We start from the raw sequence: 26,873 nt of genomic DNA, 5'->3' as shown, positions 1-26,873 counted from the left end.
CTGTTAAATGATGCCCTCCCCGGATCAAAATATGCGAATCGTACTCCTCCACTTCTATTCGAGAACTCCTAACCCAATATATGACCAAATTTCTGCGTCTCTTCGGCGCCGCGGTCATTGCGTATGGGTTGGGCAACCTGGGTTCGAGGACGACTTTGTGTTTCGGGACGCTTCCGGAATTGTGGCGAGCATCAAAGGATTTTCTCGCCCCCTCACCTACAATATTCCGCCGGCCTTTCTTCGGCTGTTAAATGGTGCCAGAAAGCGTTTCATTGGCGCTAGGATGTTACTGCGAATCGCGCGATTTCTCAGAACAGAACGCTTTGATATCATCCAAGTAAACCTAACTTCAATGGCTTGGATTTTGCGCGCGTTTTCTGGAGGTTCGGCACATTATGTTTATGACGTACGCCAAATCAACGAAAAGGTGCGACCATATAACTGGTGGCAGAACATTCATGAAAGACTCGTTGGCACGGAGATGACTATAAACGCGGGGTTTGTTTTTGACCACGCATGTTTCTGTCATGCCGATGCGGCCCGGCGTGTTCTAGGAGAAAAGTGGGAAAGCCGCGGGACCGTGGTGCCCGTTGGCGTTGACGGAAGATTTCTAGGGTACCCTTTAAGGCGACTTAACGGTGACGCGTCTTTGAATGTCGTGCGGTTTGTATATATTGGGGGGCTCGACAGAGATCGAACCCTCGAGCAGCTTTTGGAAGCCGCTGATGCGCTACGCAGAACCACTGAACGCTTTCATCTAGACCTGGTAGGACCTGATCTATCTTCCGGGTACTATGCCCAACTGATACAGAGTCTTGGTCTTGGTGCCTATGTTGGGACCAAAGACGCAGTCAAATATGGTGAGATACCTGAGCTCCTTGCTCACTATGACGTAGGTGTTGCATATGTTCCGGATCGCCCTACTTGGCACTATCAGCCTGCGACAAAGGTGATCGAGTATCGTGCGTTTGGACTTCCAATCATATCGACGGACGTGTCGTCGCATCGGGAGTATGTTCAGGACAATGTGAATGGGTTTTTGGTGGCGGATTCACCTGAGGCAATCTCACGCGCAATGGAACGCCTTGTTGTGGAGCCTAGCACTCTTCCGCGATTGAAGAAAAATGCCAGTGCAATGCGCAGCGGTGTAACCTGGGATGACATAGGCGCCATGTACGATGAGGATGTCTATCGGAGACTTGCTCGCGGAAAACTTTCTTGCGACGAGTGAATAAAACGGGTAATACCCCTAGCTTTGCCGGGGTGACAGTAGTTTGACATTTCCGGGAGTCCATCGGGGACACTCCGCAGCGTGAACCGCCAAGCACACGCTTGTGGAGAGTCCCGATGGACGATTTCGAGAGCCTAAGTCACTCCAAATGGAAGTGCAAATAACATGTTGGTTTCATCCCGAAATATCGCCGCCGCGTGCTCTACGGGCGACTGCGGTCGCACCTCGGGGAAGTCTTTCACCGGTCGGCCCGGCAAAAGGAAAGCCGGATCGACGAGGTGCATCTGATGTCGGACCATGTTCACATGCTCATTTCGATTCCGCCGAAGTATGCCGTGTACCAGGTGACCGGCTTAATCAAGGGCAGAAGCGCGATCCATCTGGCGCGCGTCTACGGCGAGCGCTAGCGCGACTTTACGGGGCAGCACTTCTGGGCTTGGGGATACTTCATCTCGACCGTCGGTCGGGATGAAGCGACGATCCGAGAGTATATCCAGCACCAAGAGAGCGAAGACCAGCGCCTGGATCAGCTCAAACTGTGGCGCTGATTTGCCGCCTTTAGGCGGCCCAAGAACCGTTGGGCCGCGTTAGCGACGCCTTGCCGCTTTGAGCGGCTCACGACTTCAAAGCCCCCGGCTTTGCCGGGGGATGGTTACTGGGAGACGATGAAATGCCAAGGCGAAAGAATGACTTGGACAGCCAAAATGTCAAATTCACCGTTTTTACCCCGACCTACAACCGGGCACACACGATTCATAGAGTGTACGATAGCTTGAAACAACAAACCTATCGAGATTTCGAATGGTTGGTCATCGATGACGGCTCGACCGATAAGACATCCTCTTTGTTGCGGGAGTGGGAAGGACGGGGCGACTTTCCGATTAGGTATGTTTGGCAGGAAAACGCGGGAAAGCACCAAGCGTTTCGTCGGGCGGTGGAACTAGCACGCGGTGAGTTATTTTTGCCGATCGATTCGGATGACGCTTTTACGAGCGACGCTCTGCAAACGATGCTAGCTCATTGGAACGGGATTCCGGTGTCAGTCCGCAATGGTTTTACAGGCATTGTCACCCGAAGCCAGGACTCCAATGGTAAAGCTTATGGACGATCTTTTCCGAAAAGCCCGCTGGATACTAATGCGCTGGATTTGCGGCACAGGATTAAGGTGCGTGCTAATCTTTGGGGTTTTCATCGCACGTCAGTGTTGCGCGAGTTCCCGTTCCCGGATGACCGAGATGTACGGTACGTTCCAGAGAACATTGTATGGGATGAGATTGCTCGGAAGTATCAGGTTCGTTGCATAAACGAGTATCCGAGAATTTATTATCAAGACTCTGGTAACCAGCTAACAAAGGCAAGCCCGCGAGAGACGGCGAAGATTTCGAAGTACATATTGCAAATGGTCGATCAAAATTTCGACTATTTTCGTTACGATCCCCCAACATTTGCTTGGAGGGCTGCGTTATATGTGCGTTATAGCTTACATCGCGGCGATCGGGATTTCTTAAACTACGCTCTTTTCTCAAACCTCGGCGCGTATTTCCTGTGCGCGTTGGCCGTAGGTCCTGGGCTTTTACTCTATGGGTTGGACCGCTTACGAGAGGTGGCTAATAGCAGTTCAAGAACAAACTAAACATCTTTATGAGTCACCCACTGCTGGCAACAGAACTCCGAAAGATCGTCAGGATGAATTCGGAGGTTCCCTCGAGAGCGGTTCTGAGCCCCGCTTCACCGTCGCACAGTGGGGTCAGGATAGAGTGTTGTCGAATCTATTTGGGTTTAGTGCCGTCCGGCAGAGGTCCTATTTTCCAATCGGCCTCGTATCCGAACGCAACAGTCGTGCATAAACGTCCGCGGTTTCGGCTGCCAGCTTCTTGTAATCATGTGAGTTTACGACATAGTTACGGCCCCTCTCAGCCATTTCCTTAAGAGCGACCTTATCACTCAGCATCGAGACCAGTGCACCGCCAAGGTTAGCACCACTCAGTTCTACGCATAATCCGGCCCCGCTTTCCCGAATGATATCTTCAACAGCAGGGCTGTCGTTAGCCAATACTGGTACACCGAGCGCCATATACTCAAACACCTTTGTAGGTGAAGAGGAATCAAGGAGGAAGCCTCTTGGAACTGGTGAAACACCAACCTCCGCAGCCCTCACATATCGCCAACCTAAGTCTGGTGAAACCCACCCTACCCACACGACGATGTCGGACACTCCGAGTTCTTGCGCCAGGCGGTGTAATGAGTCGCGCCGGCTTTGATGATAAGAGTCCCCAACCAGAACGAGAGCAAGTTCCGGTATGCTTCGCCGCGCTACTGCGGCCATTTCCAATAAAACCTCGATTGGGCGTTCATCAAACGTGCCGAGATACAAAACAACACGTTTTCTTATGAGTCGATCATCATGGATTCCCGTAATCTTCTCTGGATCTGCCAGCGTCGTATCTACACCCATAGGAACCGCCGTCATCTTTGCGATTGGGACGCCTCGTTCCGCAAGGTCGGACGCCATACGGGCACTCTGAACAAAAACGTGATCAGCTCTCTTCAAGATCACCTTGTAAAGTAGGAACTTACCCAGGTGTCCCTGCATCATTGGTAGAAAATAACGGAACCCGGCGGTCCAACCACGTCGGGCGGCTCTAAAAATCTGGCCCTCCGAGTGCGGAAACGAAATCCAATAGTAGAACTGTGCACCTGTCAGTCGACAGAACCAAAGAGCGAACATAGCGTGAACCGGCATGTTCCGCACTTGCACGGCATCGTACTTTTGTGTCCTAACCCTCAGAAGTACGGTCAGCGTGTGAAAAAACCTCCACGGTGTATCAGGCACTGCTCCGGCCGGGGCTCGAAAGAAAAGCGTACGGCCAGCGTTCCAGCTTGCACCGGAATCATCTCCGTCCGTCGCAAGGTCAACCGTTAACCCGTACTCCGCTAAATACTTACCAAACAGGACGGCAATGTCAGGACGAAATGTCGGCCAGCTTTCTGGAATGAAATATAGGATGCGCATCTTCGGGTTCTCCAGGTTTTCCGGAGCTATGCTCGATTCTGGTGTATGAGCGGGGACTGATAGAGCTTGAGCAGGCGGCGCACCGTTGCCGACAATGTGGTTGTCAAGACCCAAAGCAGCAACGAGAGAGGTGCGCCATGAGCGACGATACGAGTACGGGGGCCCGCAGTGCAAGAGGGGATCGGGGCGAGGTGCTGGCCGAGCTGGGCCTGCCGCTGGAGGAGCTGGTGCGCCGCGGGGCGCGCGACATCCTGCAGCGAGCCATCGAGGCGGAGGTGGAGCAGCTGCTCGAGGAGTTTGCCGCGGTGTCGCTGACGGACGGGCGCCGGGCGGTGGTGCGCAACGGGTATCTGCCGGCGCGCGAGATTCTCACCACGGTGGGTCCGGTGGAGGTGCAGGTGCCCAAGGTGCGCGATCGCTCCGGGGCCGGGGTGAAGTTCAACTCGGCGCTGGCCCCGCCGTACGTGCGCCGCAGCGCGCGGGTCGCCGCGGCGCTGCCGTGGCTCTATCTGAAGGGGATCTCCAGCGGCGATCTCGGGGAGGCGTTGGAGGTGCTGGTGTGAGAGGACGCCAAGGGGCTCTCCGCGGCGGCGCTGTGCCGGCTCAAGGCCGCGTGGGCCGAGGAGTACAAGGATTGGACCCGGCGCAGCCTCGAAGGCCGCCAGTACGCCTACTGGTGGGTCGACGGCATCTACACGACGCTGCGCGAGAGCGACGATCCCAAGCTCTGCCTGCTGGTGATCATCGGGGTAAGGCCCGACGGCACCAAGGAGTGGGTCGCCATCAGCGACGGGTTGCGTGAATCCACCGAATCTTGGCTCGACGTGCTGCGCGATCTGAAGGCACGTGGTCTGCAGGCGGGTCCGCGCCTGGCCGTCGGCGACGGGGCGCTGGGGTTTTGGGGTGCGCTCGATCAGGTCTACCCCGAGACCGTGCATCAGCGCTGCTGGTTCCACAAGATGGGCAACGTGCTCAATGCCTTGCCCAAGTCGTTGCACGGCAAGGCGAAGGCGGATCTGCAGGCGATCTGGATGGCGCCGACCCGCAAGCAGGCCGACCAAGCCTTCAAGCGCTTCATCAACCGCTATGGGGCCAAATACCCCAAGGCGACCGAGAAGCTCGAGAAGGACCGCGAGGCCCTGCTCGCCTTCTTCGCCTTCCCGGCCGAGCACTGGGTGCACCTACGCACCACCAACCCGATCGAGTCGACCTTCGCCACCGTGCGCCATCGCACCAGCCGGACCAAGAACTGCGTCACCCGCGCGACCTTCCTCGGCCTGGCCTTCAAGATGAGCGAAGAGGCCGCCAAGACCTGGCGGCGCATCCGTGCCCCCGAGAAAGTGTAACTTCTCAAAAACTCAGGGCGTCGCCGAAGCGGCGAGTGCACGTTCGCGGATGACGTCGGGCAACAGCGGAACCGTCCCGAGCTGTTTGATGCGATCGCCCAGGTAGTCCCAAAACGAGATCCCCAGCTTGCGGCAGGTTTTCTTCAAGCTGGCGAAGCCGTCGCGACAGTCCTTGCCGAGGTCGCTGCGGGTGCCGCCGCTGATTTTTCGCCATTTCACGTAGCCGCGGATATCGCTTTCGCTGCCGTTGGTGTGCAGAACCAGATCGGGGCGTTCGAGGACCAACAGCAGCTCGCTCTTGTGGGTATGCAGGCGGTTGAGGGTGCGGTCGAGGGTGATATAGGAGGTGCGCTGGGTGAAGATCGTATCGAAGCGCTCCTCCAGGCCGGGGCGCAGGGCCGGATCGGGGTTGCGGCGATAGGCCTTGAGGTCGGCGTAGAGATCCCAAATCTCGCCGCGCACCCGCGCTTGATCGGCACGCTGGCGGTCGTTGAGGGGGATGAGCTTATGCACCAGCCGTTCCGCGTGCACCCAACACAAGGCATGCAGCAGGATCGCGAACTGTCCGGCGCCGTCGCTGATGATCGCCAGATCCAGGGAGAACCCCATCTGGATCAGTCCACCCAGCAAGGCCCCTTCGGTGGCGATGCGCCGATGGCGCTCGCGCGTGATCCCGAGGGCGTCCAGATGCGCCTCCCAAGCCGGCACGGCAAATCTGTTCTAGCCCGCCGGCGCCAGCCGGACCGGCGGGCGCCGGCGGGAGTTCTCGGTCATGCGCAGATAGTCGAATACCAGGCGGAGGTTGCGCGCCAGACGCGGGATGGTGGCGGAGACGGTGTCGCGGGACTTCGCCTTGATGACGCCGATGGCGAAGCGGCGTAGCGCGGTGATGTTCGCGGGGCCATGGCCGGTGCGAATGGTGCAGCGGTCCTCGTCCCAGTTCCAGTCCAGGGAGTAGTGACAGCCGTTTTCGATCGTCCAGTGGCCGCGATTCAAGCCCAGTACCCGTGCGGCATCGGCGGTGTCGCGGGTATGACTGGTCACCCCGTAGACGGTCTCGGTGGAGGTCTTGCCGGTCTTCTTCTCCACGGTGTGGCGCTCGATGAGGAAGGCCTGTCCGACACCGGGAAAATCCAGGTATTCATTGAGGCGCTCGGAGGTCCAGATCGCGCGGCTCTCGATGCGGCCATGGCCCGGGGTGGGCGGCTCGCGGAAATCGGGTTGACCGCGGTCCTTCTCGAAGAACAGGCGAAGATCGGCGTGCAGGTTCGGCTGATTGTCTTTGACGGTGAAGACGTCGTGGGCGTCGCGCGCACGCAGGTACTCGGCGAGCTTGCGCTGGGTGAGCAAGGCGTCGGCGGTGATGGTCTTCCCGGTGATGTCCAGGGTCTCGAGGACCGGGATGACCATCCCGATCTCGTTGGTTTGCTTGGCCTCGTCGCGACCCTCTACGGGCAGGGTGCCGACTTTTTTTGGGTGTAGCAGGTCTGACTGCGGTGGCCGACGACGCCGAGGATGTGGGTCTGACGGCCATCGGCGTCGATGGCATTGCGCATCGTCTTGCCGTCGACGGCCAAGTCCTCGTCCTCGGCATGCTGGAGGTTCCAGCGTTGCAGGGCGCTGTTCAACGCGTCGGGGTCGACGCGCACGAGCACCTCGCGGATGACGGTGCGGCTGGGAACCTCGTAGCGGCGGTTGCGCCAGCGGCAGCGAAAGCGCGCCCGCGCTTGCTGGCTTAAGTCCTGCGCCCATAGGCTGATGGCCTTGTAGCCGCGCATCCCGCACAGGGTGGCTGCGGCGGCGATGGCCAGCACCGTGGGCAGGGGATGGCGCCGGCCCTGACCGCGACGCGGATCGGGAATGCCGGCGAAGAACTCGGGCAAAGACAGCATCTGATCGGCGCTCAACATGATGTGCGGGGCTCCGTGACGGTAACGGGGATCGAGGACGGGATGAGACAGGCAGGCACGGGCGCGGGCGTGCAGGGGGCGGACAAAGACACGCTTGGCGGGGCCCGTCGCGGCGCTGTAGCCGGTGCGGGTGCGCCGATAGCCGCGGGTCTCGCCCACCTCGTGCCAGTTGGCGGCGCGGTAGATCGTGCCGTGAAACCGCTGCGGGTCGACAAAGGTCTCCAGCAACAGCAACGGGTAACCGAAACGCGCCGGCCAGTCGGTGGCCAGACGCCGTTCGCTCAGCGCCAGCACCCGCGAGGCGAGGTTCGCCACATGGTGCTCGGGCAGGATCAGAAACCGGCTGTTGTTGGCGATCAGGTGCAGACGATCGTATTGATGGCGAAAGTCCCAGCCGATCCAGGCATCGCGCGCGGCACACTTCCAGGCCGCGGCCGAGAAGCTCAACAGCGCCAGCCACTGTCCCTGCCAGGTGGCGACATACCACAGCGTGTCGCCGATCTTCGGCAACGCGCCCAGATAGTGATGGGCCGCCATGAGGCTCCGGAAGCGAGCCTCCTCGGATGCGGCGACCGGTTGTAGGACGACCTCGCGCAGGTTCACGCTCGGGTTCTCGGGTGGCGGCTATTCCGGCGCTTTATACCCGTGCTGCCGGGAGTTGTTCAGAGTCGAGGACAACCGCACGGCAAAACAGTGAATCTGGGCTAGAACGGTTCCGCCCTGCCCAAGCCGGCGTTCCCGTGATCGTGGTCAGGCTCTGCAGTTGCCGGCGCGCTGCCGCGGGCAGGCCCTCCTCGCACCAGTACTCCAAGGCATGGGCATTGAGGGTGTAGCACCGCTCGCCGGCCTGCAGCAGCTGCAGGAAGTTGATCCGGCTCTTGCTGTACGTGCTGGAGAACCAGGCAAACCAGTCGTTGCCGATCTGCGTCACGTCGCCGTTGCGGCCCTGATGCCGGGCACCGGAATCATCCACGCTGATCCAGCGACTGACCTCCAGTGCGGTGGTGAGCAACTGGTCCTTCTCGGCCAGAAACGCACCGGTGTGACCGGTGAGCAGGGCGTCGATCTGCCCCACCGAGATGTCGATGCCCCACTCGCGCAATTGCTCGTGCAGCAACGGCTGGGTGACCTGACAGTGATGGTGTTGGTAGAGCACATAGCGGCGCAGATCGGCACCGAAGTGACCGCCGTACAGATCGCTCGGCAACGTCCCGACCAGGCACTCCCCGTCCGGGGTCTGCCAGACTTCCAGGCGATAGCGGGTGTTGTGCGCGGCGATGCGCAGATCCTGAACGACGAAGTCGCGGTAGCCTTTGAAGCGCGATCCCGCCGGCAGTTCCACGCCGGGGGGGACCCCGACGCTCGCGTGGATGGTGAGCTGCGCGGTTTTAGGCCGCTTCGCCGAGCCCGGTCGCTTGCGCGATCCACCGGTGCCGTCACCGGCTCCGGTGTCACCGTCGGCGTTACCCTCGGGGCTCTCGGGCTCGGTCTGCTGCTCCATCCCGCTCGGCTTGAACTTCGGTCTCGCCTTCTCGCCCTTGAGGAGCGCGATCTCGTCGCGCAGCTGCCCGATGAGTTCGGCCTGCCGGCGCTGTTCTTCAAGCAGCTGCTCGATGCGCGCCAGCAAAGACTCGACCAGCGGCGTGCGCTCCGCTTCGGGAATCTCCGGCAGTGGATTCGGGTCGGTCATGCTCGACAGGTGAGGACGTCAGGAGTCGGATTGCGTGCTGAACGGGAGCTGATTGTCGTAGCTCACTGGTATCGTTGCCACTACTTTTTGAGAAGTTACGAGAAAGTGGCCGAGCTGCTTGGTGGAGCACGTTACGAAGACGGGATTCCGGTGTCCGACGACCCGCCGGAGACCCAAGAGGAGCAACGGGAAGCCGCCTGATCAAACTCTGGCCCTATGGTCATACCAGCAGTTCTAAATTTAAGACCATTATGTTATGAGGGACTCCTAAGAAGCTACTGGAGAGTCCTTTGGTCCTCAAGCCTGCCGTTGCCCAGAGTGATCCTGCGCCGGACGTGTTCTCGGTCACCGGCTTGGTGAAGCGGATTCGCGAGGCCTTGTTTGATTTGCCTGATCACCGTAAGGGCGGCAACAACCAGTCTTATTCCATCGGCGACGCTGCGCTGAGTGCCTTCTCGGCGTTTTTCCTGCAGAGTCCGTCGTTTCTGGATTACCAGCGGCGCATGCAGAAAGAGCACGGGGAGAACAACGCCAGCTCGCTGTTCGGCGTGCATCAGATCCCGAGCACGCAGCAGATCGGCAATCTGCTCGACCCGGTCTCGGCGGATCATCTCGCGCCGGTGTTCTTCGAACTCATCGAGGCGCTGCATCGGCACGGCGCCTTGGCATCGCACCGCGGCGTCGACGCACGCCTGCTGATTGCGCTCGACGGGACTCAGTACCACTGTTCCGAGTCGATCCACTGCGAGCACTGCTCGACGCGCACGCTGAGTAACGGCAAGACTCAGTATTACCATGTTGCCGTCACACCGGTGATCGTCGCCCCGGGGCAAGCGCAGGTCTTTACCTTGCCACCGGCATTCGTGCGCCCGCAAGACGGGCAGGCCAAGCAGGACTGCGAGCTCAATGCTGCAACGCGGTGGCTGCTGCAGTGGGGTGCACGTATCGCGCCGTGGCGCACCACAATGCTGGGCGACGATCTGTACTGTCATCAGCCGTTCTGCGAGCAGGTGCTCGCGCTGGGCTGTGCGTTTTTGTTCGTCTGCCTGCCACCGTCGCACACGCTGCTGTATGAATGGGTTGCGGACTTCGAGCGCATCGGCGCGGTGCCGACCCTGGTGAACACATGCTGGACGGGCAAGCAGCGCCTCACCGAGACCTATCGCTGGCTCAATGATCTGCCGCTGCGCGACGGTGATGATGCCCTGAAGGTCGGTTGGTGCGAGCTGACGACCACCGATGCCGCGGGCAATGTGCTCTACCGCAACGCCTGGGCCAGCTCCGTGCCGGTCACCCGGGAGAACGTCGTCGAACTCGTCGCCGACGGGCGCAGCCGCTGGAAGATCGAGAACGAGAACAACAATACCCTCAAGACCAAGGGCTACAACTTCGAGCACAACTACAGCCACGGCAAACAGCACCTGTCCTCGCTGCTGGCAAGCCTGATGCTGCTGGCCTTCCTCACCCACAGCGTGCTCGATCTGCTCGACCAACGCTATCGCGCAATCCGCCGGAACCTGCCCTCGCGGCGCACCTTCTTCGAACATCTGCGCGCGCTCACCTTGTACATGCCCTTTACCTCCTGGGATCACCTCTTCGACTTCATGCTGGAGGCCCTGCAGCCCGCGAGGCCGCCGCCCAAGCGTCGATCGCCCGGACAACGGCGGCAAATTTAGAATTGCTGTGGTCATACACCAGATTTGACAATAACTCGTTTTCCGCAGCAGCGGGCCATTCAACTGGTCCACGGTCAATCCGTGGTCTTGCTGGATCATAGTACTCGGCGGAACGCTTCGAAACCTTTGTATCACCCAATTTCAGTAAGTCTCGTGATATTCGTGCAGGCGGTAGGTATGGGTTGTTTCCGCACCGCCGGTACGAAGCTGCATTGCGGTCAGGGCCGTTCCGAGGGTCGATGCCGCGGAAGGAGGCGAGCCTTTCGGTGACAACGATGCTGCTGGTGTGGATCGACTTGGCGGCCGAAGCCGCCCGCTCCGCCTAGAACAAACAGTGCGCGAAAGCGCCGGCATGTTCCAGGGACTCCTGGACAGCTACCCACAACGAACCCAAAGGCCCTCCAACGGACGCTGCATCATTGCGGGAGTAATCGGTTGGCCAATCGCAAGCTCGCCGCGGCCAGGGCCGTGCACGAAATTCATTTAGGTCGCGTGAAGGACGGGGCCACCGCCGAGAGCCCCTTCGGGCGGGCGAGCCCCGCGCTTAGCGAGCAACCTCCTCCTGCGCATGCCCTTACCGTCATACCATTACCCACAACTCGCCCCGGCGCTCCTCACCGCCTCGATCGCGAGCACGAAATCGGGGATGCGTTGCAGCCCGATCCAGAGCGTTTTCGGGCCGGGAAAGCCATCGCCCTTGCGGTTGAGGAAGCCGCCGAGGGTGGCGATCATGCGCACCATGGTGTCGAGTGACGGCGGCGCCTCGGGCGGCGGCATGCGCTGGGTCACCAAGTAGACGGCCTTCCATTCCTCCTCGGCGAACACCGCATCGCAGGGCATTTCGGGGCAGTCGCGCCCGAGCATGGTGAGGTACAACACGCGCCAGGCGATGATCATGTAGAAGGCGAGTGCCGGCTCCAAGCGGGCGCGTGTCTCCAGTTGGAGCTCCTCGATCCGACAGCCGCTCTTCAAGACCTTGAAATAGACCTCGATACCCCATCACGAAAACCGCCGTAGATGCGTTTTTGACAACCCCCGAAACGTCACCAATACTGGATTGTAGGGCGTTGTTGGAACTTGCGAAATGGCTGGATCACCGGCATGACGCGCAAGGCTCCGATCGATTGGAGCACACTGCCGCCGCGGCAGCGAGAGCGCCTGATTGTCCTGCTGAGCCGCTTGGTCGAACATCGGCTGAGCGCAGCCGGGATGGCAGAGGAGAACGCCGATGAGCGCCGTCCTCTCGCCCGTGTACCGTGCGCCGGCCAACTCGACGTACGGGAAGATCCAGTCCTCGCATCTGCAGCGCCAAGCCGTGGTCTACGTGCGCCAATCCACGCTGCAGCAAGTGGAGCGCCACCAAGAGTCGACCCGGCTGCAGTACGCCCTGGTGGATCGGGCGGTCGAGCTGGGCTGGTCGCCCTCGCAGATCCTCCTGATCGATGAGGACCTGGGCCGTTCCGGGGCGAGCGCCGAGGGCCGGCCCGGCTTTCAGCGGCTGATGGCCGAAGTCGGCCTGGATCATGTCGGCATCGTCCTCGGCATCGAGATCTCGCGCTTGGCGCGCAGCTCGCGGGACTGGTATCAATTGCTGGAGGTCTGCGGACTGTTTGCGACCCTGATCGGGGATGCCGACGGGATCTATGATCCGCAGACCTACAACGACCGGTTGCTGTTGGGACTGAAGGGGACGATGTCGGAAGCGGAGCTGCACATCCTCAAGCAGCGCATGCTCGAGGGCAAGCGCGCGAAGGCACGCCGCGGAGAGCTGCACGCGCTGCTGCCGCGCGGCTATGTCCGCGCGCCCTCCGGAGAGGTGATCAAGGATCCCGACGCGCAGGTTCGGGGCGTGATCGAGACGGTGTTTCGGCAGTTCCAACGGTGCGGCACGATCAACGGGGTTCTGCGTTATCTGGTGGATCAGCACATCCAATTGCCCGATCGGGTGCGCAGCGGTCCGCGCACCGGCGAGCTCGACTGGCGTCGCCCCAACCGCGTGACGCTGAGCAACCTGCTGCACAACCCCATCTACGCCGGTGCCTACGCCTACGGGCGTCGCCCCACGGATCCACGCCGTCGCCAGCCGGGACGTCCGTCGAGCGGGCGCACGGTCGCGCCGCCGCAGCAGTGGGAGGTGCTGATCAAAGATCACCTGCCGGCCTACATCGACTGGGACCAATACGAGCGGAACCTGCGCCAGCTCGCGGCCAATACCGCCCAAGCCGGCGGCGTGGTCCGTGCGGGCCCCTCGTTGCTGTCGGGTCGCCTGATCTGCGGTCGCTGCGGTCTGGCCATGGCCACGCAATACACCAACAGCGGATCCGGATTGCGCTACAGCTGCAGCCGCGAGGCGGTCGACTACGGGGCGCCGCTGTGTCAATCGCTCAGCGGTGGGCCGCTTGACGCGTTGATCGGCCGGTTGGTCCTGGAGGCGCTGCAGCCGGCGGCGTTGGAGATCAGCCTGCAGGTCGCCGAGGACCTCCAAGCCGAGCGCGCGCGCCGGCACGCCCACTGGCAACAGCGTCTGGAGCGCGCCCGTTATGACGCCGAGCGTGCCGCGCGGCAGTATCGCGCGGTCGAGCCGGAGAATCGGCTGGTGGCGCGCACCCTGGAGCAGGATTGGGAGGCGGCCCTGGCCGCGGAGGATCAGCTCAAGGCCGAGTATGCGCGTTGCATGGCGAGCGAGCCGACCGCGTTGTCGGCCGAGGAGCGCGCGCGGATCCGCCGACTCGCCGGCGACCTTCCGGCCCTCTGGAACGCCGAGACCACCGGCAACGACGAACGCCAAGCCATCGTGCGACTGCTCGTGGAGCGGGTCATCGTCACGGTCATCGACGACAGCGAGCAGGTCGCCGTGGAGGTGCACTGGATCGGCGGTCACCGCACCCGGGAACGCCTGACCCGTCCGGTGGCGCGTCTGGAGCAGCTCAGCACCTATCCCGAACTGGCGGCGCGTGTTCTATGCTTACATCAAGAGGGGCAGACCTGTGCGCAGATCGCGCGGCAACTCAATAACGAGCGGTGGCATCCGGCGAAACGGCGGCAGACCTTCAATGCCGCGATGGTGGCAACCTTGCTCGCCCGTCAGGGCGTTTCGGCGGGTTCGTCGACGCGCCGACAAGCGCCTTGGGTCGATCGGCAGGCCGACGAATGGAGCATCAGCGAGTTGGCGCTGGAACTGGAGATGCCGTCGGTCACCCTGTTCAGCTGGCTACGCAAAGGCGTGCTGCAGGCCCGCCGGGTCGAGCGGGGCGGTCACCGCCAATGGTTGATTCGCGCCGACGCCGCCGAGATCGAGCGCCTGCGTGCCCTGCGCAGCGTCCCCCGCCGCTGGGCGCGGCATGTCCGCGTCGGGAGCGACGATCCCTCCGTCGACCCTGCCTGAGTGATTTATGGAGGCACCATGTCTGGTCAATCTCGATCTGCCATCGGCACAGGTACCAAGAGAGCTTCTCGATAGCCTGCTCGGGGGTCTCCACCGGGAGGTTGGTCAACAGCATCCAGTCGAGGGGATCCTCGTCGGCGGGCGGATGCAGCTCGATGGCGAGCAGCGCGGTGACGGTGACGTCGGGCAAGGTGCGATCGGGGCGCGCGGGCGCCTTGAGGGTGACGCGCACGACCTTGATCTGTTGATGGACCGTGCGCGCACGCCGGCCCTTGGCGGGCGGTCGCTCGAAGGTGATCTCGGTGAGGACGGGGGCGGCGTCGAGGACCGCGCGCAGCTTGCGTCCGTCGGCAAGCAGGCGCTCGCGGTGCTGAACGCGCACCAGCCAATCGGCGCCGTGCTCGGGACACGGGGCTTCCACGAAGAGATCGTAGAGGTCGCCTTCCCGATCGGCGATGTAGGTGAGGCGCGTCTCGGTGAGGCGCTCGGCCAATTCATTGACCCGCGCAAAGCCGTCGACCCAACGCACGCTCTCTTTGTCTTCGAGCGCGCGCTGGGCATCCTTCTCCTGACCCAAGCTGCCGGGCTCGCGTGCCCAACTGTATAGATCGAGCAACCCGAGCGGAACGCGCTCGGGGGTGACGGCCAGGGTCGGATGCAGATACAGGCCCCAACGGCTCTCGTAGTTGAGCGGACCGAGGTCGGCGATGCCCTTCTTGGTGGTGTAGTCCAGTTCGGTGGTGTCTTGGATGCACAGCACCCGGGGATGCGCACGCAGGCGCGTCTCGGTACAGGCGATGTGCGGGGCGAGCACGCGCTCGGCGCTGACCTGCGGATGGTCGAACAGGCGGTAGGCGGCGCGTGTTTCGCCCCAACCTCCACACGCGGCCGGAATACTCACTGTCGGCTTGTCTCCGAGTTTGGCCAAGAGCCGGCGCGCGCGCCGGTTCAGACGTTGGTCCCCGAGGTGAATGCCGTCGAGTTCCGCGGCCAGCGCGCTCATGCCCTCACCCCCAGCACGGCGCGGAAGTCCGCCGTCAGCGGGTAGACATAGACCGCCTTGCGCGGCAGGGCCGCGCGATGGGCGCGATCGCATTTGCCGCGACCGGCTGTCTCTCCCACGTACCGCCAGTTCGCGGCACGGTAGCAGGTGCCGGCGAAGCGCGGCGTCTGTACGTACGTCTCGAGCAACACCACCGGCTCGCCGTAGCGCGCGGGAAAATCCTCCGCCACCCGCGCGGCCGCCAGCGACAACACCTTCGAGGCGAGGTTCTTCACCCCCACCCAAGGCAGGATCAGGAACCGGGCATTGTTGAGCACCCGACCCAGTCGGGCCTCGCGACAGGGGGCATCCCAACCGATCCAGCAGTCGCGTGCCGCCACTTTCCAGGCCGCCGCGCCGAAGCCGATGGCGCCCAACACCCCGCCGTCGTGGTGGATCAGATACCGCAGCTGCGCCCCCGGCAACGGGGTGTAGCCCAGATAGTGATGGCGCGCGATCAGGCCGTTCCACAGGCGCGAGGCGTGCGGGTCGCGCACCTCCTCCAGCCGCAGCCCGCCGAGCTGTCCCACCGTCCCCGCGACGGGTCGCGGCTCGGGCCAGACCTCCGGGCCATGGATCAACCCCCGACCATTGCCGTTGCCGCGGCTCGGCGGCGGCAGCGCGATGAGCCCGGCCCGATGCAGCCGCAGCAGACCCACCCGGGCGCTCATCAGCTTGGGACGGCCCAGGACGTCCGTCCAGTCCAGCGCCCGACACACCCGTCGCGCAATTTCCGAGCGCTGCGGGGGATCCGCCGCCACAATGGCGCGGCGAATCCGCTCCAGGTCCGCCTCCGTGAAGGGCCGTCCGCACAGCTTGCTCGGAATCCGCTCGTCCATCTCCCCGCACCCCATCGGTTGTGATGGCGCCGGATTTCAACAGATGCGGCTCAGCGTGTCCAGCCCAGGCCATCTCTCACCACGCCGAAATATGGGTAATGCTATGCCTTACCGTCCCGGGCCGATGTCCGCCCACCTCGAGACCGGCTGTCCATGCCTGTCGCGGCGTCCGAGTGGTGACCGGGATAATGAACGAGGTGTTCGCGATGTTTCCAAGTTCCCTTCCTCTAAGGAGAAGACTCGGCAGACGCGCTATTCCGCGGAAATGTTATCTTTGCGATACCTCGACATTCGGTTGCGATAATTAAACGGGGAAAATGATCTTTCCACTCCCGCAAAACACGTTGTTCGCTCGGTCGGTTGATATCGTCGACGTACACACGCGCGCCGTCCTTCAGGAACGGTATGACCTCAGGAAGGGCTCCGTTTCGTCCCACAATCGTGCTGATGGGTCCGTCGACGAAAACTAGATCGAAAGGGTCGCCCTGCGACGATAAGTCAGCCGCATACCACCAATACGAATCACCGTTATCATATTCTCTTCGGCGGAAGTTACATATTTGAAGTGTGACTCTGTCGCTGAAAGGAGTCCCATCCAGCAAGTGCCTAACGTACTGTACTGAGGCCTTGTGGTTCTCCAAAGAAACAATCTCGAAGCCGTATCGGTGTGCCAAAGCTGCGAACAGAAGTGTACTGCTTCCGGCACCTACCTCGAGCATCCGTTTTGGAGGGCGCGTTTCTATTTGGCCGATCAGATACTCTGCCCGATAAGGTAGGAATGTCATTGCCCCTCGCCATCCGATCTTTCCCATATCGACACCGAGCGATCTCATTTTGTCCTTGAAATTCTGGCTGTACGGCTGGCGATGAGGCTTGCGGAGGCGATCGATGTGCTGGATGACGTGCGTTTGCAGAACGCGGATGCCGGAGGTGAAGATGTGATCCGCAGCTGTGATTTTGACGTTAGGTTCAATAACCTGCATTCTGTGTTGCTCCGTCGTGGATACTCTGGGTCCGGAATAATGACGACACTGCAAGCGGCCTAACTCATACGACATCCTCCTCGCGATGACCGCCCTATAATCCAGTATTGGCTTGCTTGGAGAATTGTCGAAACCACATCTATGGAGGTTGTCGTGCTTGGGTACCGTGAGGTTTCCTTCGACACGCGGAAAATTGACTTGGTCAACCACAGATTGGGACAAAAAACCGGCGACCACCGAGAATCGAGAGCGACTGGCGATTGGAGGGTAATCCTGGCGGCCTTGACTCTGCGATCGGTCTCCAGTCGCAAGGGCTTGAGGGACGATGTGGCGACAGGTCAAGCGCTAGCGTGAATCCGTCGACCCGTCCGCCAAGCACTGTCGCGGTTGTTCGCTACATCCCCCGGGCCAGCCAGCATCTCTTGCTTTATCAAACACTGTTTTCTCAGTCCAGATTAGCCGGCACTCTATAAGCGGGAAACGACGTCCATGGTGATGGCGTGTCTGCATCGAGCGGGCACCTTTGGGGGGTGGGCATTGCTTATCAAACTCAAAGCGTGCTGAGTAACTAGAACGCCGCGTGAGACGGTCCTCGATACGGGGTCGGCTCTACTTGCTTGTTTGAAGCGCACGTGATCAGCAACCCCTGCTAACTTGGAAAATAGTTAAAGCGCATTGACACCTCGATCATAAGCAGCTCGTCTAACCTGCTCTCGTCGCGCAGACCATAATAGACAAGTATTCCATTTGATTCTTCTTGTCCGAAAACATCTTGCTCATCCCGGAATAGCAGTCTTCGGTATTATGAAGATTGCCAACTGGCGTTATCGTGAGATTCGTCCAGCCTAATTTTTCAAATATTTCTTTGTATTGAAACGGGCGAAGCCGATTTGGAATTCCGCGAAATCGGAATCTATCGTAAATCCATTGTGGATACCTATAGATATTATTTGGGTCTTTTTTGCGAATCCATCGAGAGTGGGTTTTCAGGTCTATTTCGGCTACCAATATTGCACTAGGTTTACAAACTGTGCTTAGGATGGAGATAGTTGTTTTAACGTCGTCAAAATGCTCGAACGCCGCGTGGCTAAAGACGAGATCGACTGTAGATTCTCCAAATGCGGATGCGATATCGAAATCGTCGCGGACGACATAGTTAAGGCGTGAATGGCCTTCCGTATTGGCATTGTTTAATTGTTCTCTTAGAAAGGCTATGTCCGCGGAAGCGTTCATTGCCTCTAATCTTAGGAAAAGCTTTTCATAAAATTCATTAGGGGTAGAACTCATGAGATTGTTTACGTCACAAGCGTTATATTGGGAACATCCCTTCGCAAGAAGGTAAATTCCAATGCCTAAATCAGATCCCGGCCCGAGTTCAAGAACATTCTTTCCGGCAAGGGAGTAGGCGCCTTGCGTATACCCTTCAAGGTAAGTTAACCATTGTTCGACAATCTGAATATCATAGTCAATGCAGCGATCCGACTCTGAAAAGTCAAATGGTTTTGGCGAGGAATAGCCTTTCAGTAGAAATTTCGCTTTTGCCAATGCCAAGAAGCCGATTCCGGCTAGGTAGAAAAACATATGCTTCATACGCATTCTGGTTTCTCGATTAAAGTCTCGGAGCAACTTTCCATGAGCTGGCCGGGCACGTCGGCTACATCAAGGCAAGGGTGCGAGCCGCATCGCGCTGAAGTTCGCGAGTGGGCAAAGGAAACCTTACCGGCGAGAACTTCTGGGCTCGCGGCTAGTTCGTTTCGACGGTCGGTCTGGACGAGAGTATGGTTCGAGCCTACATCCGAGAAAAAGCAAGAAGACGATCGCTGCCCAGATGAAGCTCGGAGTCGAGCCAGCCGCCTTGGGCGGCTCCCGGTGTTGTTCCGCCTTCGAGGCGGTCACCAAATTCGCTCGCGGCTCTGCGGCAGGGTAAGGCAATTTTAGACCAAGCGCGGGCGCGGTTCTACCCTGAAGTTCGAGGCCCGGCCGGAGCATCGTTCATGGCGCGGCGCACACGCTTGGTCACATCCCGCCAGTCGAATAAGCATGGTTCAATGGCCACCATGGGTCGGGCGCCTCTTCGCACGCCCCGCAAGGCGGGCGCGACTTTTCAATTACCGCCCGGCCCCGCGGTAACTTCTCAGAAAGTCGTCGAGCTGTGCCGCGGTGTGCTCTACCAACACCATCACTGTCATGTCAGCCGCTGCTGCACGCGCAAATGCGCGAGTGGGGCATCGACATCTCCGTGGCAGACTGGGCTTCGGGCCCTCCGACCGTATCCGATTGGTCGGAGCGCTTTACCGAAACATCTGCCCCGGCGGCCGACGCGACCCCTGCACAGCGCATGAATCACAGCCTGACGACCCGCAGCGTGGGCCCTACGCAAACAAACCGTCGAGCCGGTGCTCTCAGCGATGGTCGAGACGGAGACCGTATCCCGCCAACGGCTCCTTTGGGCGGGCACGCTATGCCTTGTCCGAGCAACTCCGCTTGCGCGTGCCCGTGCCGCATCGACCGCGCGGACCGAAACCGACCTGTCTGATGCCGGTCGCGGCCTGAGAGCGGTGCCCGGAAAATGAACAAGAGCCTGAATGCGATCGTTTCACTGCGGCCGCCGACGGCTAATTGGTGATCCGTAACTCCCCAGGCGCAGGTAGGCTCTGACCTGAGCTGTCACGAATGTTCTGCGGGACGTTGGTGTTAATGCGACCTTTCTGCCTTGTGATTTCGTTGAGGACGTCGAACACGTTGTATTTTCCGGTCGTGTCGGTGCGATGAGCCCACATTACAAAATTCGAGTGTGCCACATCAACTGCATAGTTCAACGAGGTTTCAGGGTCAACCCCAAGATCATAGCTCATCCACTGATGGTGGGGTGCGATCGGAGCAACATTCTGATACTTATCATACATAAAACCAAAAGGCTCACGAAGTGTCATAGGAGTCTTGGCGAGAATAACATCGGGAGTTCCTATTCCACCGTTATTCTTTTCTGCGATTTTCTCGATGAACTCTTCGGCAAGGGCGCGACGCTGTTCTGAAGTATTGCCCCCCGAAAAGGCATAGTTTGCGAGCTGAATAGATACTCCCTTCTCGAATGCAGAAGCCAGACCGGCGAAAATTCGGACCATCCCGTCTAAATACGACTGGTGGGTGTAGTCCGGCAAATCTTCTATACCAGCTACGGATGTCTCCTCCGTCATCACGCCCGCTAAGGCAGGGTGATCGTCGATTGCCGAAGCCAACTGTTGGTAAAGTGCGATCATATAATTTTGAAAACAGACATTATAGGGCTTCGACTTCCACCCCATTGGCACTCCATTTAGGGTGTTGTACATCGCTTTGCACTCATTGACGATATACTGCGGCACGGGCAAGGGATGATTCGCGTTGAACTTCCGGTCCATCACCATGACCCAAAGTTTCTTGCCGTCCCTTTGCGCAGTATTAAGGTCGGCGATAACTTTTGAGAAATCATAATTGCCTTTTGTAGGCTCTAAGACTACCCAATCATACTGAACGAAGTAACCTCGAACGTAAGGGTTCGATTTTGCAGCTTGATATAGTGTTCCAGTAGGGACAAGTCCGGTATATGTCCCATCGATTAGAAAGATGTAATGCCCAGGAAACCAGTTCTTAGCCGTCTCTTCGGCCGCCGTCGCACGTGGTGAAGTCGCGAGCGCCCCCGCAAAGAATACCACTGCTGGAATCAAAAGCACTCCGATAAGTCGTTTCATTGTAGACATAACGTGTCGCCTCTTCGTAGAACCTGTCAAATGATGATGTCAACTAAAGAGCTCTTATTGGGGAGGTGGACGTCGAACAAGACCTAGGCATGGACTCACCTGGTGTACCTCGCACGAGATCCAAAGTTGCCACCACGCGCTTGGTCGAAACTGGCCCAGTTGGCCTTGATCATCGTTTGGTCCAAGATCCAGCGCAAGAGCAAGGATAGCTGCGACCTTGGCCTGCAAATCAGAACCTTACGCTTGGGTGCCGTACTCTCGCCGGCTAGGTGGACCAAACGATGATCGAGGCCGCCCAGTTGATCAATCATCTAGACACAACTTTCAAAAAAAGCCAGCGTGAGCCGCTCGACATGCTGATATTACACCAACGACGCCTAAAGAATTGAGATGAGCCTCACAACTGCTGGACGGCATTTAGATCCGCAGTTTGGCAACGAGGTACCCGCCGCGTTGCCGCACCTTGCCCGTTGTGTGTCCCATTGCGAACGGCACTGCGCAGCACTCTAAAGTGCAGGGTTATCGACGTTACTAGGGTTCCTTGACGAACAACTTTCTGCGCGCGTGAGTCAAGTTTAAGCCGGCGCAAGTTTGGCCTGCTCGAACAGGTTGCGTATTCCGGCCCAATCCGGCCACCCATTCTGATTGAAAGCGGCCACCCATTCTGGTTCAAACCGGCCACCGATTCCGGCTGAATCCGGCCACCGATTCCGGTTGATCCGGCCACCCCGGCCGGGGTCTCGCCACACGGGATAACCCTGCGTAGGGTGCCTCCTCTTTTCAGGAGGTGCTCAGATGCCAAGACAGAGGTTATCCATGCGAAAAGTCGAAGAGGTGTTGCGGTTGAAATGGGGTTCCGGGCGGTCGGTGCGGGAGATCGCCCGTGCGCTCGGTATCGGGCGAACAACGGTGTCGGAGTACTTGGATCGGGCCGAGGCGGCAGGGCTGTCCTGGCCGTTGCCCGAGGGTCTGAGTGCGGGCGAGTTGGAGCGGCGGCTGTTCAAGCCGGGCGGGCGCCCCGCCGAGCGCGGGCTGGTCGAGCCCGACTTCGATGTCGTTCACCGGGAGCTGCGGCGCAAAGGCGTCACGCTGTTCCTGCTCTGGCAGGAGTACCGCGAGCGCCATCCCGAGGGCTATTCCTACAGCCAATTCTGCGCCCGCTACAGCGTCTGGAAGGGTCGGGTGGATGTGGTCATGCGCCAAACCCATCGGGCCGGGGAGAAGCTCTTCGTCGACTACGCCGGGCAGACGGCGGCGGTGATCGACCCCGACAGCGGGGAGATCCGCACCGCGCAGATCTTCGTGGCGGTGCTCGGGGCCTCCAACTACACCTATGCCGAGGCGACCTGGACGCAGACGCTCCCCGACTGGATCGGCGCGCAGGTGCGCGCGCTGAACTTTCTCGGCGGTTGCCCGGACATCATCGTTCCCGACAATCTGAAAAGCGCCGTCAGCAAGGCCCACCGTTACGAGCCGGATCTGAATCCGACCTACCAGGATTTCGCCGCCCATTACGGGCTGGCGGTGATCCCGGCACGGGTGCGCAAACCTCGGGATAAGGCCAAGGCCGAGGGCGGCGTGCTGTTGGTCGAACGTTGGATCCTGGCGCGCCTGCGCCATCAGGAGTTCTTCTCCCTTGCCGAGCTCAACGGGGTCATTGCCACCCACCTGCAGGCGCTCAATACCCGTCCCTTCAAAAAGCTCGACGGCTCGCGCCTGAGCCAATTCGAGGCGATCGATCGCCCGGCCCTGCGCGCGCTGCCGGCAACTCCCTACGAGTACGCCGAATGGCGCAAGGCACGGGTGGCGCCGAACATTCACATCGAGGTCGACGGGCACCACTATTCGGTCCCGCACGCCCTGGTCAAGCGCCAGGTCGACGTGCGCATGACCACCACCACAGTGGAGGTCATGCACCAAGGCCAGCGGGTCGCCAGCCATGTCCGCAGCGCCCGTCGGGGCGGCTATACCACGGTGACCGACCACATGCCGGAGCGCCATCAACGCGCCCTGGAGTGGACCCCGGAACGCCTGCAGCGCTGGGCGCACACCATCGGCCCGGCCACCGCTGCCGTCACCACGCAACTGCTCGGCGCGCGGCGCCATCCACAACAGGCCTTCAATGCCTGTTTCGGGGTGCTGCGCCTGAGCACGGCCTACAGCGAGGCCCGCCTGGAGGCGGCCTGTGCACGCGCGCTCACCCTCGGCACCGTCAGCTACAAAAGCCTCGCCACGATCCTGGAGAAAGGGCTTGATCAGCGGCCCTTGCCGACCCCCGATCAGCAGAGTTTGCCGCTGGATCACGCCAATCTGCGCGGCGCCGACTACTACCACTAACCGTCACCATGACCCCGTCGAACGACGGGGTCCTCACCCGTTACGGAGACCAGCGCCATGTTGCTTCACCCCACCCTGGAGACCCTCGCGCAACTGCGCCTCGACGGCATGCTCAAGGCTCTGCAGGAACAACTCGAGATGCCGGAGATTCAAACCCTGAGCTTCGAGGAGCGCCTCGGCCTGCTGCTCGATCGCGAGCTGAGCACGCGCGAGAATCGACGCCTCAAGACCCGGCTGAAACAGGCCAAGCTGCGTGAGCCGGCCGCCATCGAAGATCTCGACTACCGCACGCACCGCGGCCTGGACAAAGCCCTGATGAGCCGCCTGGCGACCGGTCAGTGGATCGGCGAGCACCTCAACGTCATCCTCACCGGGCCGACCGGCGTCGGAAAAACGTGGATCGCGTGCGCACTGGCCCACAAGGCCTGCCGCGACGGCTTCACCGTGCGCTATCTGCGCCTGCCCCGGCTGCTGCAGGATCTGGCGATGGCCCGCGCCGAGGGCCGCTACACCAAGCTGCTCGCCGAACTGGCGCGCACTGAGCTGCTGGTCCTGGATGACTGGGGATTGGCCCCTTTGAACGACGAGCAGCGGCGCGATCTGCTCGAAATCCTCGACGACCGCTTCAAGACGCGCGCCACCCTGGTCACCAGCCAACTCCCGGTCGCCCTTTGGCATGACTACCTCGGCGATCCGACCCTCGCCGACGCCATCCTCGATCGCCTCGTGCACTGCGCCTACAAGATCAATTTGACCGGAGACTCGATGCGCAAACACTCCACCGGGTTGACAGACGATCCCGCCCTCGCGTAACTACACCCATCCCGTGTCGCGGGGCCGCTTCGGACCGGCCGCTTTCCTTCGGACTGACTGGCTGGATTGAATCAGAACCAGTGGCCACTTTCCTTCGGACCGGGTGGCCACTTTCGCCGGAATACGCAAACAGGTCCGCGAACGCCTGTTGCAGCCGGCTCATGGCGGTGGCGATGGGCCGGTTGGGCGCCTTCGGGCAGCCGTCGAACAATTGGGACAACCCCGGTCGCAGGATGCGGCTGTGGACCTTGGTGAAGAACAGGGCGACCCGCAGTCCGGCATCGGTGACCCGGTAGCGATGGCTCTGCGGGATCCGTTCGATGAGGCCATGCAGGCGCAGTCGGCGCAGATCGTAGGTCATGCGTCCGGGTGAGTAGGCGTCCTCGGGCACCCCCAAGGCTTGGGCCATCCAGGTGCGCATCCCCGCGTGTCGGAAGCCCTCGGGCAGGGTGAGGAACAGGCACAGGGCGGTGAACAGCGCCAAGACCCGCGGATCGTCCAGGTGCAGCCCCGGGGCGCGTTGCCCGCCGACCACCTGCGGTTGGGTGACCTGATCGAACACCCCCTCGGCCAGCAGACAGTCCTGGCTGAGCGTCTCGACCTCGAGCAAGCGACGGTTGGCGGCAAAGCCGATGGCCCGCAGGGCGGGCAGGTTGTTCAAATTCCGTCCGATGCCGAAGTCGTGGGTGTTGTTGATCGTGGTCTCGGTGCGCAGGGCCCGACCTTCCTTGAAGTACTGCTTGATCTTGGAGGACTTGTAGCCGACATGCAGCGAAGGGATAACCCCTTGGGTGATGACGCGGGTATGAAAGCTCCCCGGCGTGCGTTTGGTGATCCTCCGGTTGAAGATCAGGCTGACCTTCTCGGGCCGTCCCAAGTCGAGGTTCTCGCGGATGACCTCCTCGAACAGATGGCGTCCGGACAGCGGTCGGTCGAACACCTGCGTGCGGGCGAACTCCGCCTGCAGGATGGAGAGTTGGAAATTGTAGCCGGCGGCATGGTCTTCCGCCGTGAAGGGATCCGGGAGCCGTCCCAACCACTTGGCCACCAGTGCGGCGATCGTCGCCTCGTTCAGGTCATCGAGGATGCGTTGCGCACGGGCCGGTTCGGCGCAGCTGAGCAACCCGTTGTCCAGCGCCTCGAAGGCAATGCCCGCCTTGGCCAACTGGCGTTTGACGTACTCATGACCGTTGAGGCAGACCCGCGCGGTGTAGGGAAAGTAGGAGCAGAACTTGATGAACAGGGGGCCGAAGTCCGCATCCACCAGATAGAAGTAGAAATGGTTGCACATCACCGTCCCGCGCGTGAACCAGGGGTACGGCTGGCCGGTGTGGGTGCTGATTTTCTTGATCATGCGGAAGCTGGCAAACCGTTCCTGAGCCTTGCCGATGTACAGGACACCCTCGGGTTGAGCGAAGTCGCGGAGCCGCTCGCGGGTCATGTCGTCTTTGCGCTGTCCCTTGGCGAAGGTCACGATCTCCACGCCCTCGCGTTGCGCAAACCCCTCGATCGCCTTGACGAAGGCGTGACTGATCGGGGCCATCAACACCGTGGAGGCGACCTTGGCACCACGATGGACCTTGAAGAAGTTGGCTACCCCGCCGCCGGTCTGCAGCCGCGGTTGATACAGGTTGAGATACAGCCGGTCGATTCCTTCGAGATCCAGCGTGACCCGATCGTTCAGCAACTCACCGACGGTTTGGTCTAACATGATGGCAGGCCCCGGTTGACATCTTGGCCACGCGCCACACGCCGCTACGTGCGGCTACTATCGGAAGTTTAGCCTTCCGTTGCTCAACCGGGGCCGCCCAACGCCGGGGCTCACCCCATGACTCGTCGGTCTGAGGCGAAGCCTCGCTAGTGATCCGCTGTAGAAATCCCGAGACCGTTTGAGCGCCTAGGCCGCCAAGGGCTTGCCCTGATAGGTCCATCGGAAGGGCTTGGCCATGGTCTTGTTGAAGAAGTCGATGAAGCTGGAGATTTTCGCATTCAGGTCCTCAACCGAGGTGAAATTGCCGCGACGGATGACTTTGCGCGCGAGGATCGAGAACCACATCTCGATCTGGTTGAGCCAAGAGGCATGCTTGGGGGTGAAGTGGAAGACGATGCGGTGGCTGGGGTCGCGGAGGAACTTCTCACGCGTCGCCATCGATTGGAGAATGCCGCACTTGCCTTTGAGGCCGAGGTCACCGTTGAAGCCGATGGCCTCGGCAACCAAGCGCACGACCGCTTCGGAGCAATGGATGTTGAGGTTGTCCATCACGAGATGCCAGTGGGTTTCGGGCGAGCGCGTGGCCAACAGCTTGGCGAGGTACTGTGCGTAGTCTTCCTCGGTCCGGGTCTGGCCAAGGTGGTGACCGACCGTACCGGTGGCTGCGGGCTCGTAGGTCGGCGGGGTCCCCGGACGCGGCGCATCGCACAACCGTTCGGCGAACGCCCGCCCCTCGCCGGCAAGCCAGCGTTTGCGCCAGCGCTGCACGGTTGCGCGCCCAATGTTCAACTCCCGAGCCGTCTCGTGCACACCGACACCCGCGTCGGCAAGAAGGATGATGCGCGCACGCATCACCAAGCTCTGCGCCGCATGGTGTTGTCGCACGATGGCTTCAAGACGGTGGCGGTGTTTCGTAGACAAATCGACGGGGACAGCAGCGCAGCGGGCCATGGTGAACAGGTGAAAGCACAGGAAAGTGAAACTGTTCCGCATCATGCCGCATTGACCTGAGAAACGGTATCAGGATTTCCACTCTGGACCACTAGCGTCAGCGAACGATCCATGCGAATCTTCGGATCGATGTTCTGCTAAATCAGCGCGGGTAACAGTGGCTTTCGGATCTAATTGTGCCGTAGATCCTGGGCCGTGCGCGTCAA

General features: G+C 60.7%; 16 protein-coding genes and 7 pseudogenes. 9 read left to right on the top strand and 14 right to left on the bottom strand.

The genetic code is table 11. The features are described from left to right. The first annotated feature begins 157 nt into the window (after positions 1 to 157). The 3 genes and pseudogenes from BDD21_RS24690 (at position 158) to BDD21_RS24680 (ending at position 2,864) form a co-directional block, all read left to right on the top strand. On the top strand, positions 158 to 1,231 hold the full coding sequence (locus BDD21_RS24690) for a glycosyltransferase family 4 protein (RefSeq protein ID WP_170164896.1): 1,074 nt from the start codon (positions 158 to 160) through the stop codon (positions 1,229 to 1,231). Between the two features lie 176 nt (positions 1,232 to 1,407). Then, positions 1,408 to 1,779 (top strand): annotated as a pseudogene (gene tnpA / locus BDD21_RS24685) (IS200/IS605 family transposase). Between the two features lie 143 nt (positions 1,780 to 1,922). Further along, entirely contained in the window at positions 1,923 to 2,864 is a 942-nt protein-coding gene (locus tag BDD21_RS24680; RefSeq protein ID WP_211335162.1) for a glycosyltransferase family 2 protein, read from the top strand. A gap of 168 nt (positions 2,865 to 3,032) precedes the next feature. On the opposite strand, the gene BDD21_RS24675 is transcribed toward BDD21_RS24680, so the two are convergent. After that, on the bottom strand, positions 3,033 to 4,244 hold the full coding sequence (locus BDD21_RS24675) for a glycosyltransferase (protein WP_120799416.1): 1,212 nt from the start codon (positions 4,242 to 4,244) through the stop codon (positions 3,033 to 3,035). Positions 4,245 to 4,381: 137 nt separating this feature from the next. Between BDD21_RS24675 and BDD21_RS24670 the strand changes: the two are divergent. Continuing rightward, positions 4,382 to 5,590, top strand: a pseudogene (locus BDD21_RS24670) (IS256 family transposase). 12 nt (positions 5,591 to 5,602) lie between these two features. Here the strand turns inward: BDD21_RS24670 and BDD21_RS24665 are convergent. The 4 genes from BDD21_RS24665 to BDD21_RS24650 are packed head-to-tail and all read right to left on the bottom strand — an operon-like array spanning position 5,603 to position 9,190. Continuing rightward, a complete protein-coding gene (locus BDD21_RS24665; protein ID WP_245969813.1) occupies positions 5,603 to 6,298 on the bottom strand; it encodes an IS66 family transposase in 696 nt (231 codons plus the stop codon). Between the two features lie 12 nt (positions 6,299 to 6,310). Then, positions 6,311 to 7,000, bottom strand: coding sequence for an ISAs1 family transposase (locus BDD21_RS24660; protein WP_170164895.1), 690 nt, complete (start codon positions 6,998 to 7,000; stop codon positions 6,311 to 6,313). A gap of 38 nt (positions 7,001 to 7,038) precedes the next feature. Continuing rightward, positions 7,039 to 8,103 carry a Druantia anti-phage system protein DruA gene (locus BDD21_RS28930; protein ID WP_120799414.1) on the bottom strand — a complete coding sequence of 355 codons (1,065 nt, stop codon included), beginning with the start codon at positions 8,101 to 8,103 and terminating at the stop codon, positions 7,039 to 7,041. Between the two features lie 34 nt (positions 8,104 to 8,137). Next, the gene (locus BDD21_RS24650; RefSeq protein ID WP_245969812.1) at positions 8,138 to 9,190 is read right to left on the bottom strand and encodes a hypothetical protein; all 1,053 of its coding nucleotides are present in this window, start codon (positions 9,188 to 9,190) and stop codon (positions 8,138 to 8,140) included. A gap of 353 nt (positions 9,191 to 9,543) precedes the next feature. Between BDD21_RS24650 and BDD21_RS24645 the strand changes: the two are divergent. After that, a pseudogene (locus BDD21_RS24645) lies at positions 9,544 to 10,752 on the top strand (ISNCY family transposase); the annotation flags it as partial. Positions 10,753 to 11,454: 702 nt separating this feature from the next. On the opposite strand, the pseudogene BDD21_RS24640 reads toward BDD21_RS24645, so the two are convergent. Further along, positions 11,455 to 11,847 (bottom strand): annotated as a pseudogene (locus BDD21_RS24640) (IS4 family transposase); the annotation flags it as partial. A 247-nt stretch (positions 11,848 to 12,094) separates the two neighbouring features. On the opposite strand from BDD21_RS24640, the pseudogene BDD21_RS28925 reads away from it, so the two are divergent. Then, positions 12,095 to 13,249: pseudogene (locus BDD21_RS28925) on the top strand (recombinase family protein); the annotation flags it as partial. 820 nt (positions 13,250 to 14,069) lie between these two features. Here BDD21_RS28925 and BDD21_RS24630 read toward each other — a convergent pair. The 5 genes from BDD21_RS24630 to BDD21_RS24605 all read right to left on the bottom strand — a co-directional run bounded on the left by BDD21_RS24630 (position 14,070) and on the right by BDD21_RS24605 (position 20,846). Beyond that, a complete protein-coding gene (locus BDD21_RS24630) occupies positions 14,070 to 15,254 on the bottom strand; it encodes an IS4 family transposase (protein ID WP_245969807.1) in 1,185 nt (394 codons plus the stop codon). Beyond that, positions 15,251 to 16,132, bottom strand: coding sequence for a DUF4338 domain-containing protein (locus tag BDD21_RS24625; RefSeq protein WP_120799413.1), 882 nt, complete (start codon positions 16,130 to 16,132; stop codon positions 15,251 to 15,253). The genes BDD21_RS24630 and BDD21_RS24625 overlap by 4 nt, the downstream gene beginning before the upstream one ends. A 227-nt stretch (positions 16,133 to 16,359) precedes the next feature. Continuing rightward, positions 16,360 to 17,115 (bottom strand): methyltransferase domain-containing protein, encoded by a 756-nt coding sequence (locus BDD21_RS24620; protein WP_170164894.1) that lies wholly within the window; start codon positions 17,113 to 17,115, stop codon positions 16,360 to 16,362. A gap of 702 nt (positions 17,116 to 17,817) precedes the next feature. Beyond that, positions 17,818 to 18,711, bottom strand: coding sequence for a methyltransferase domain-containing protein (locus tag BDD21_RS24610; protein ID WP_120799410.1), 894 nt, complete (start codon positions 18,709 to 18,711; stop codon positions 17,818 to 17,820). A 1,019-nt stretch (positions 18,712 to 19,730) separates the two neighbouring features. Then, a complete protein-coding gene (locus BDD21_RS24605) occupies positions 19,731 to 20,846 on the bottom strand; it encodes a hypothetical protein (RefSeq protein WP_147431215.1) in 1,116 nt (371 codons plus the stop codon). 804 nt (positions 20,847 to 21,650) lie between these two features. On the opposite strand from BDD21_RS24605, the gene istA reads away from it, so the two are divergent. Together istA and istB are read left to right on the top strand one after the other, a co-directional pair. After that, on the top strand, positions 21,651 to 23,192 hold the full coding sequence (gene istA / locus BDD21_RS24600) for an IS21 family transposase (protein WP_120795811.1): 1,542 nt from the start codon (positions 21,651 to 21,653) through the stop codon (positions 23,190 to 23,192). Positions 23,193 to 23,249: 57 nt separating this feature from the next. Then, on the top strand, positions 23,250 to 24,005 hold the full coding sequence (gene istB, locus BDD21_RS24595) for an IS21-like element helper ATPase IstB (RefSeq protein WP_120795810.1): 756 nt from the start codon (positions 23,250 to 23,252) through the stop codon (positions 24,003 to 24,005). Here the strand turns inward: istB and BDD21_RS28920 are convergent. The 3 genes and pseudogenes from BDD21_RS28920 to BDD21_RS28910 form a co-directional block, all read right to left on the bottom strand. Continuing rightward, a complete protein-coding gene (locus BDD21_RS28920; RefSeq protein ID WP_245969806.1) occupies positions 23,938 to 25,716 on the bottom strand; it encodes a hypothetical protein in 1,779 nt (592 codons plus the stop codon). The two genes, istB and BDD21_RS28920, sit on opposite strands and share 68 nt — an antisense overlap. A gap of 305 nt (positions 25,717 to 26,021) precedes the next feature. After that, a pseudogene (locus BDD21_RS28915) lies at positions 26,022 to 26,427 on the bottom strand (transposase); the annotation flags it as partial. 27 nt (positions 26,428 to 26,454) lie between these two features. Further along, positions 26,455 to 26,568 (bottom strand): annotated as a pseudogene (locus tag BDD21_RS28910) (helix-turn-helix domain-containing protein); the annotation flags it as partial. On the opposite strand from BDD21_RS28910, the gene BDD21_RS28400 reads away from it, so the two are divergent. Then, positions 26,521 to 26,727: a hypothetical protein gene (locus BDD21_RS28400; RefSeq protein ID WP_211335160.1), complete on the top strand. Its 207-nt coding sequence runs from the start codon at positions 26,521 to 26,523 to the stop codon at positions 26,725 to 26,727. The pseudogene BDD21_RS28910 and the gene BDD21_RS28400 sit on opposite strands and share 48 nt — an antisense overlap. Positions 26,728 to 26,873 lie beyond the last annotated feature (146 nt).

Origin of the sequence: Thiocapsa rosea (assembly GCF_003634315.1) — a bacterium.
Classification (GTDB): domain Bacteria; phylum Pseudomonadota; class Gammaproteobacteria; order Chromatiales; family Chromatiaceae; genus Thiocapsa; species Thiocapsa rosea.
Note: the sequence above shows the minus strand (reverse complement) of the source record. Positions and strands in the feature narration are given on the sequence as shown.

What these genes read in the sequence shown, in the direction of transcription:
- BDD21_RS24675 (WP_120799416.1), bottom strand. Translation starts at nt 4,244, where the DNA reads ATGCGCATCCTATATTTCATTCCAGAAAGCTGGCCGACATTTCGTCCT.
- BDD21_RS24660 (WP_170164895.1), bottom strand. Translation starts at nt 7,000, where the DNA reads ATGGTCATCCCGGTCCTCGAGACCCTGGACATCACCGGGAAGACCATC.
- BDD21_RS24650 (WP_245969812.1), bottom strand. Translation starts at nt 9,190, where the DNA reads ATGACCGACCCGAATCCACTGCCGGAGATTCCCGAAGCGGAGCGCACG.
- BDD21_RS24630 (WP_245969807.1), bottom strand. Translation starts at nt 15,254, where the DNA reads ATGAGCGCGCTGGCCGCGGAACTCGACGGCATTCACCTCGGGGACCAA.
- BDD21_RS24625 (WP_120799413.1), bottom strand. Translation starts at nt 16,132, where the DNA reads ATGGACGAGCGGATTCCGAGCAAGCTGTGCGGACGGCCCTTCACGGAG.
- BDD21_RS24620 (WP_170164894.1), bottom strand. Translation starts at nt 17,115, where the DNA reads ATGCAGGTTATTGAACCTAACGTCAAAATCACAGCTGCGGATCACATC.
- BDD21_RS24610 (WP_120799410.1), bottom strand. Translation starts at nt 18,711, where the DNA reads ATGCGTATGAAGCATATGTTTTTCTACCTAGCCGGAATCGGCTTCTTG.
- BDD21_RS24605 (WP_147431215.1), bottom strand. Translation starts at nt 20,846, where the DNA reads ATGAAACGACTTATCGGAGTGCTTTTGATTCCAGCAGTGGTATTCTTT.
- istA (WP_120795811.1), top strand. Translation starts at nt 21,651, where the DNA reads ATGCCAAGACAGAGGTTATCCATGCGAAAAGTCGAAGAGGTGTTGCGG.
- istB (WP_120795810.1), top strand. Translation starts at nt 23,250, where the DNA reads ATGTTGCTTCACCCCACCCTGGAGACCCTCGCGCAACTGCGCCTCGAC.
- BDD21_RS28920 (WP_245969806.1), bottom strand. Translation starts at nt 25,716, where the DNA reads ATGTTAGACCAAACCGTCGGTGAGTTGCTGAACGATCGGGTCACGCTG.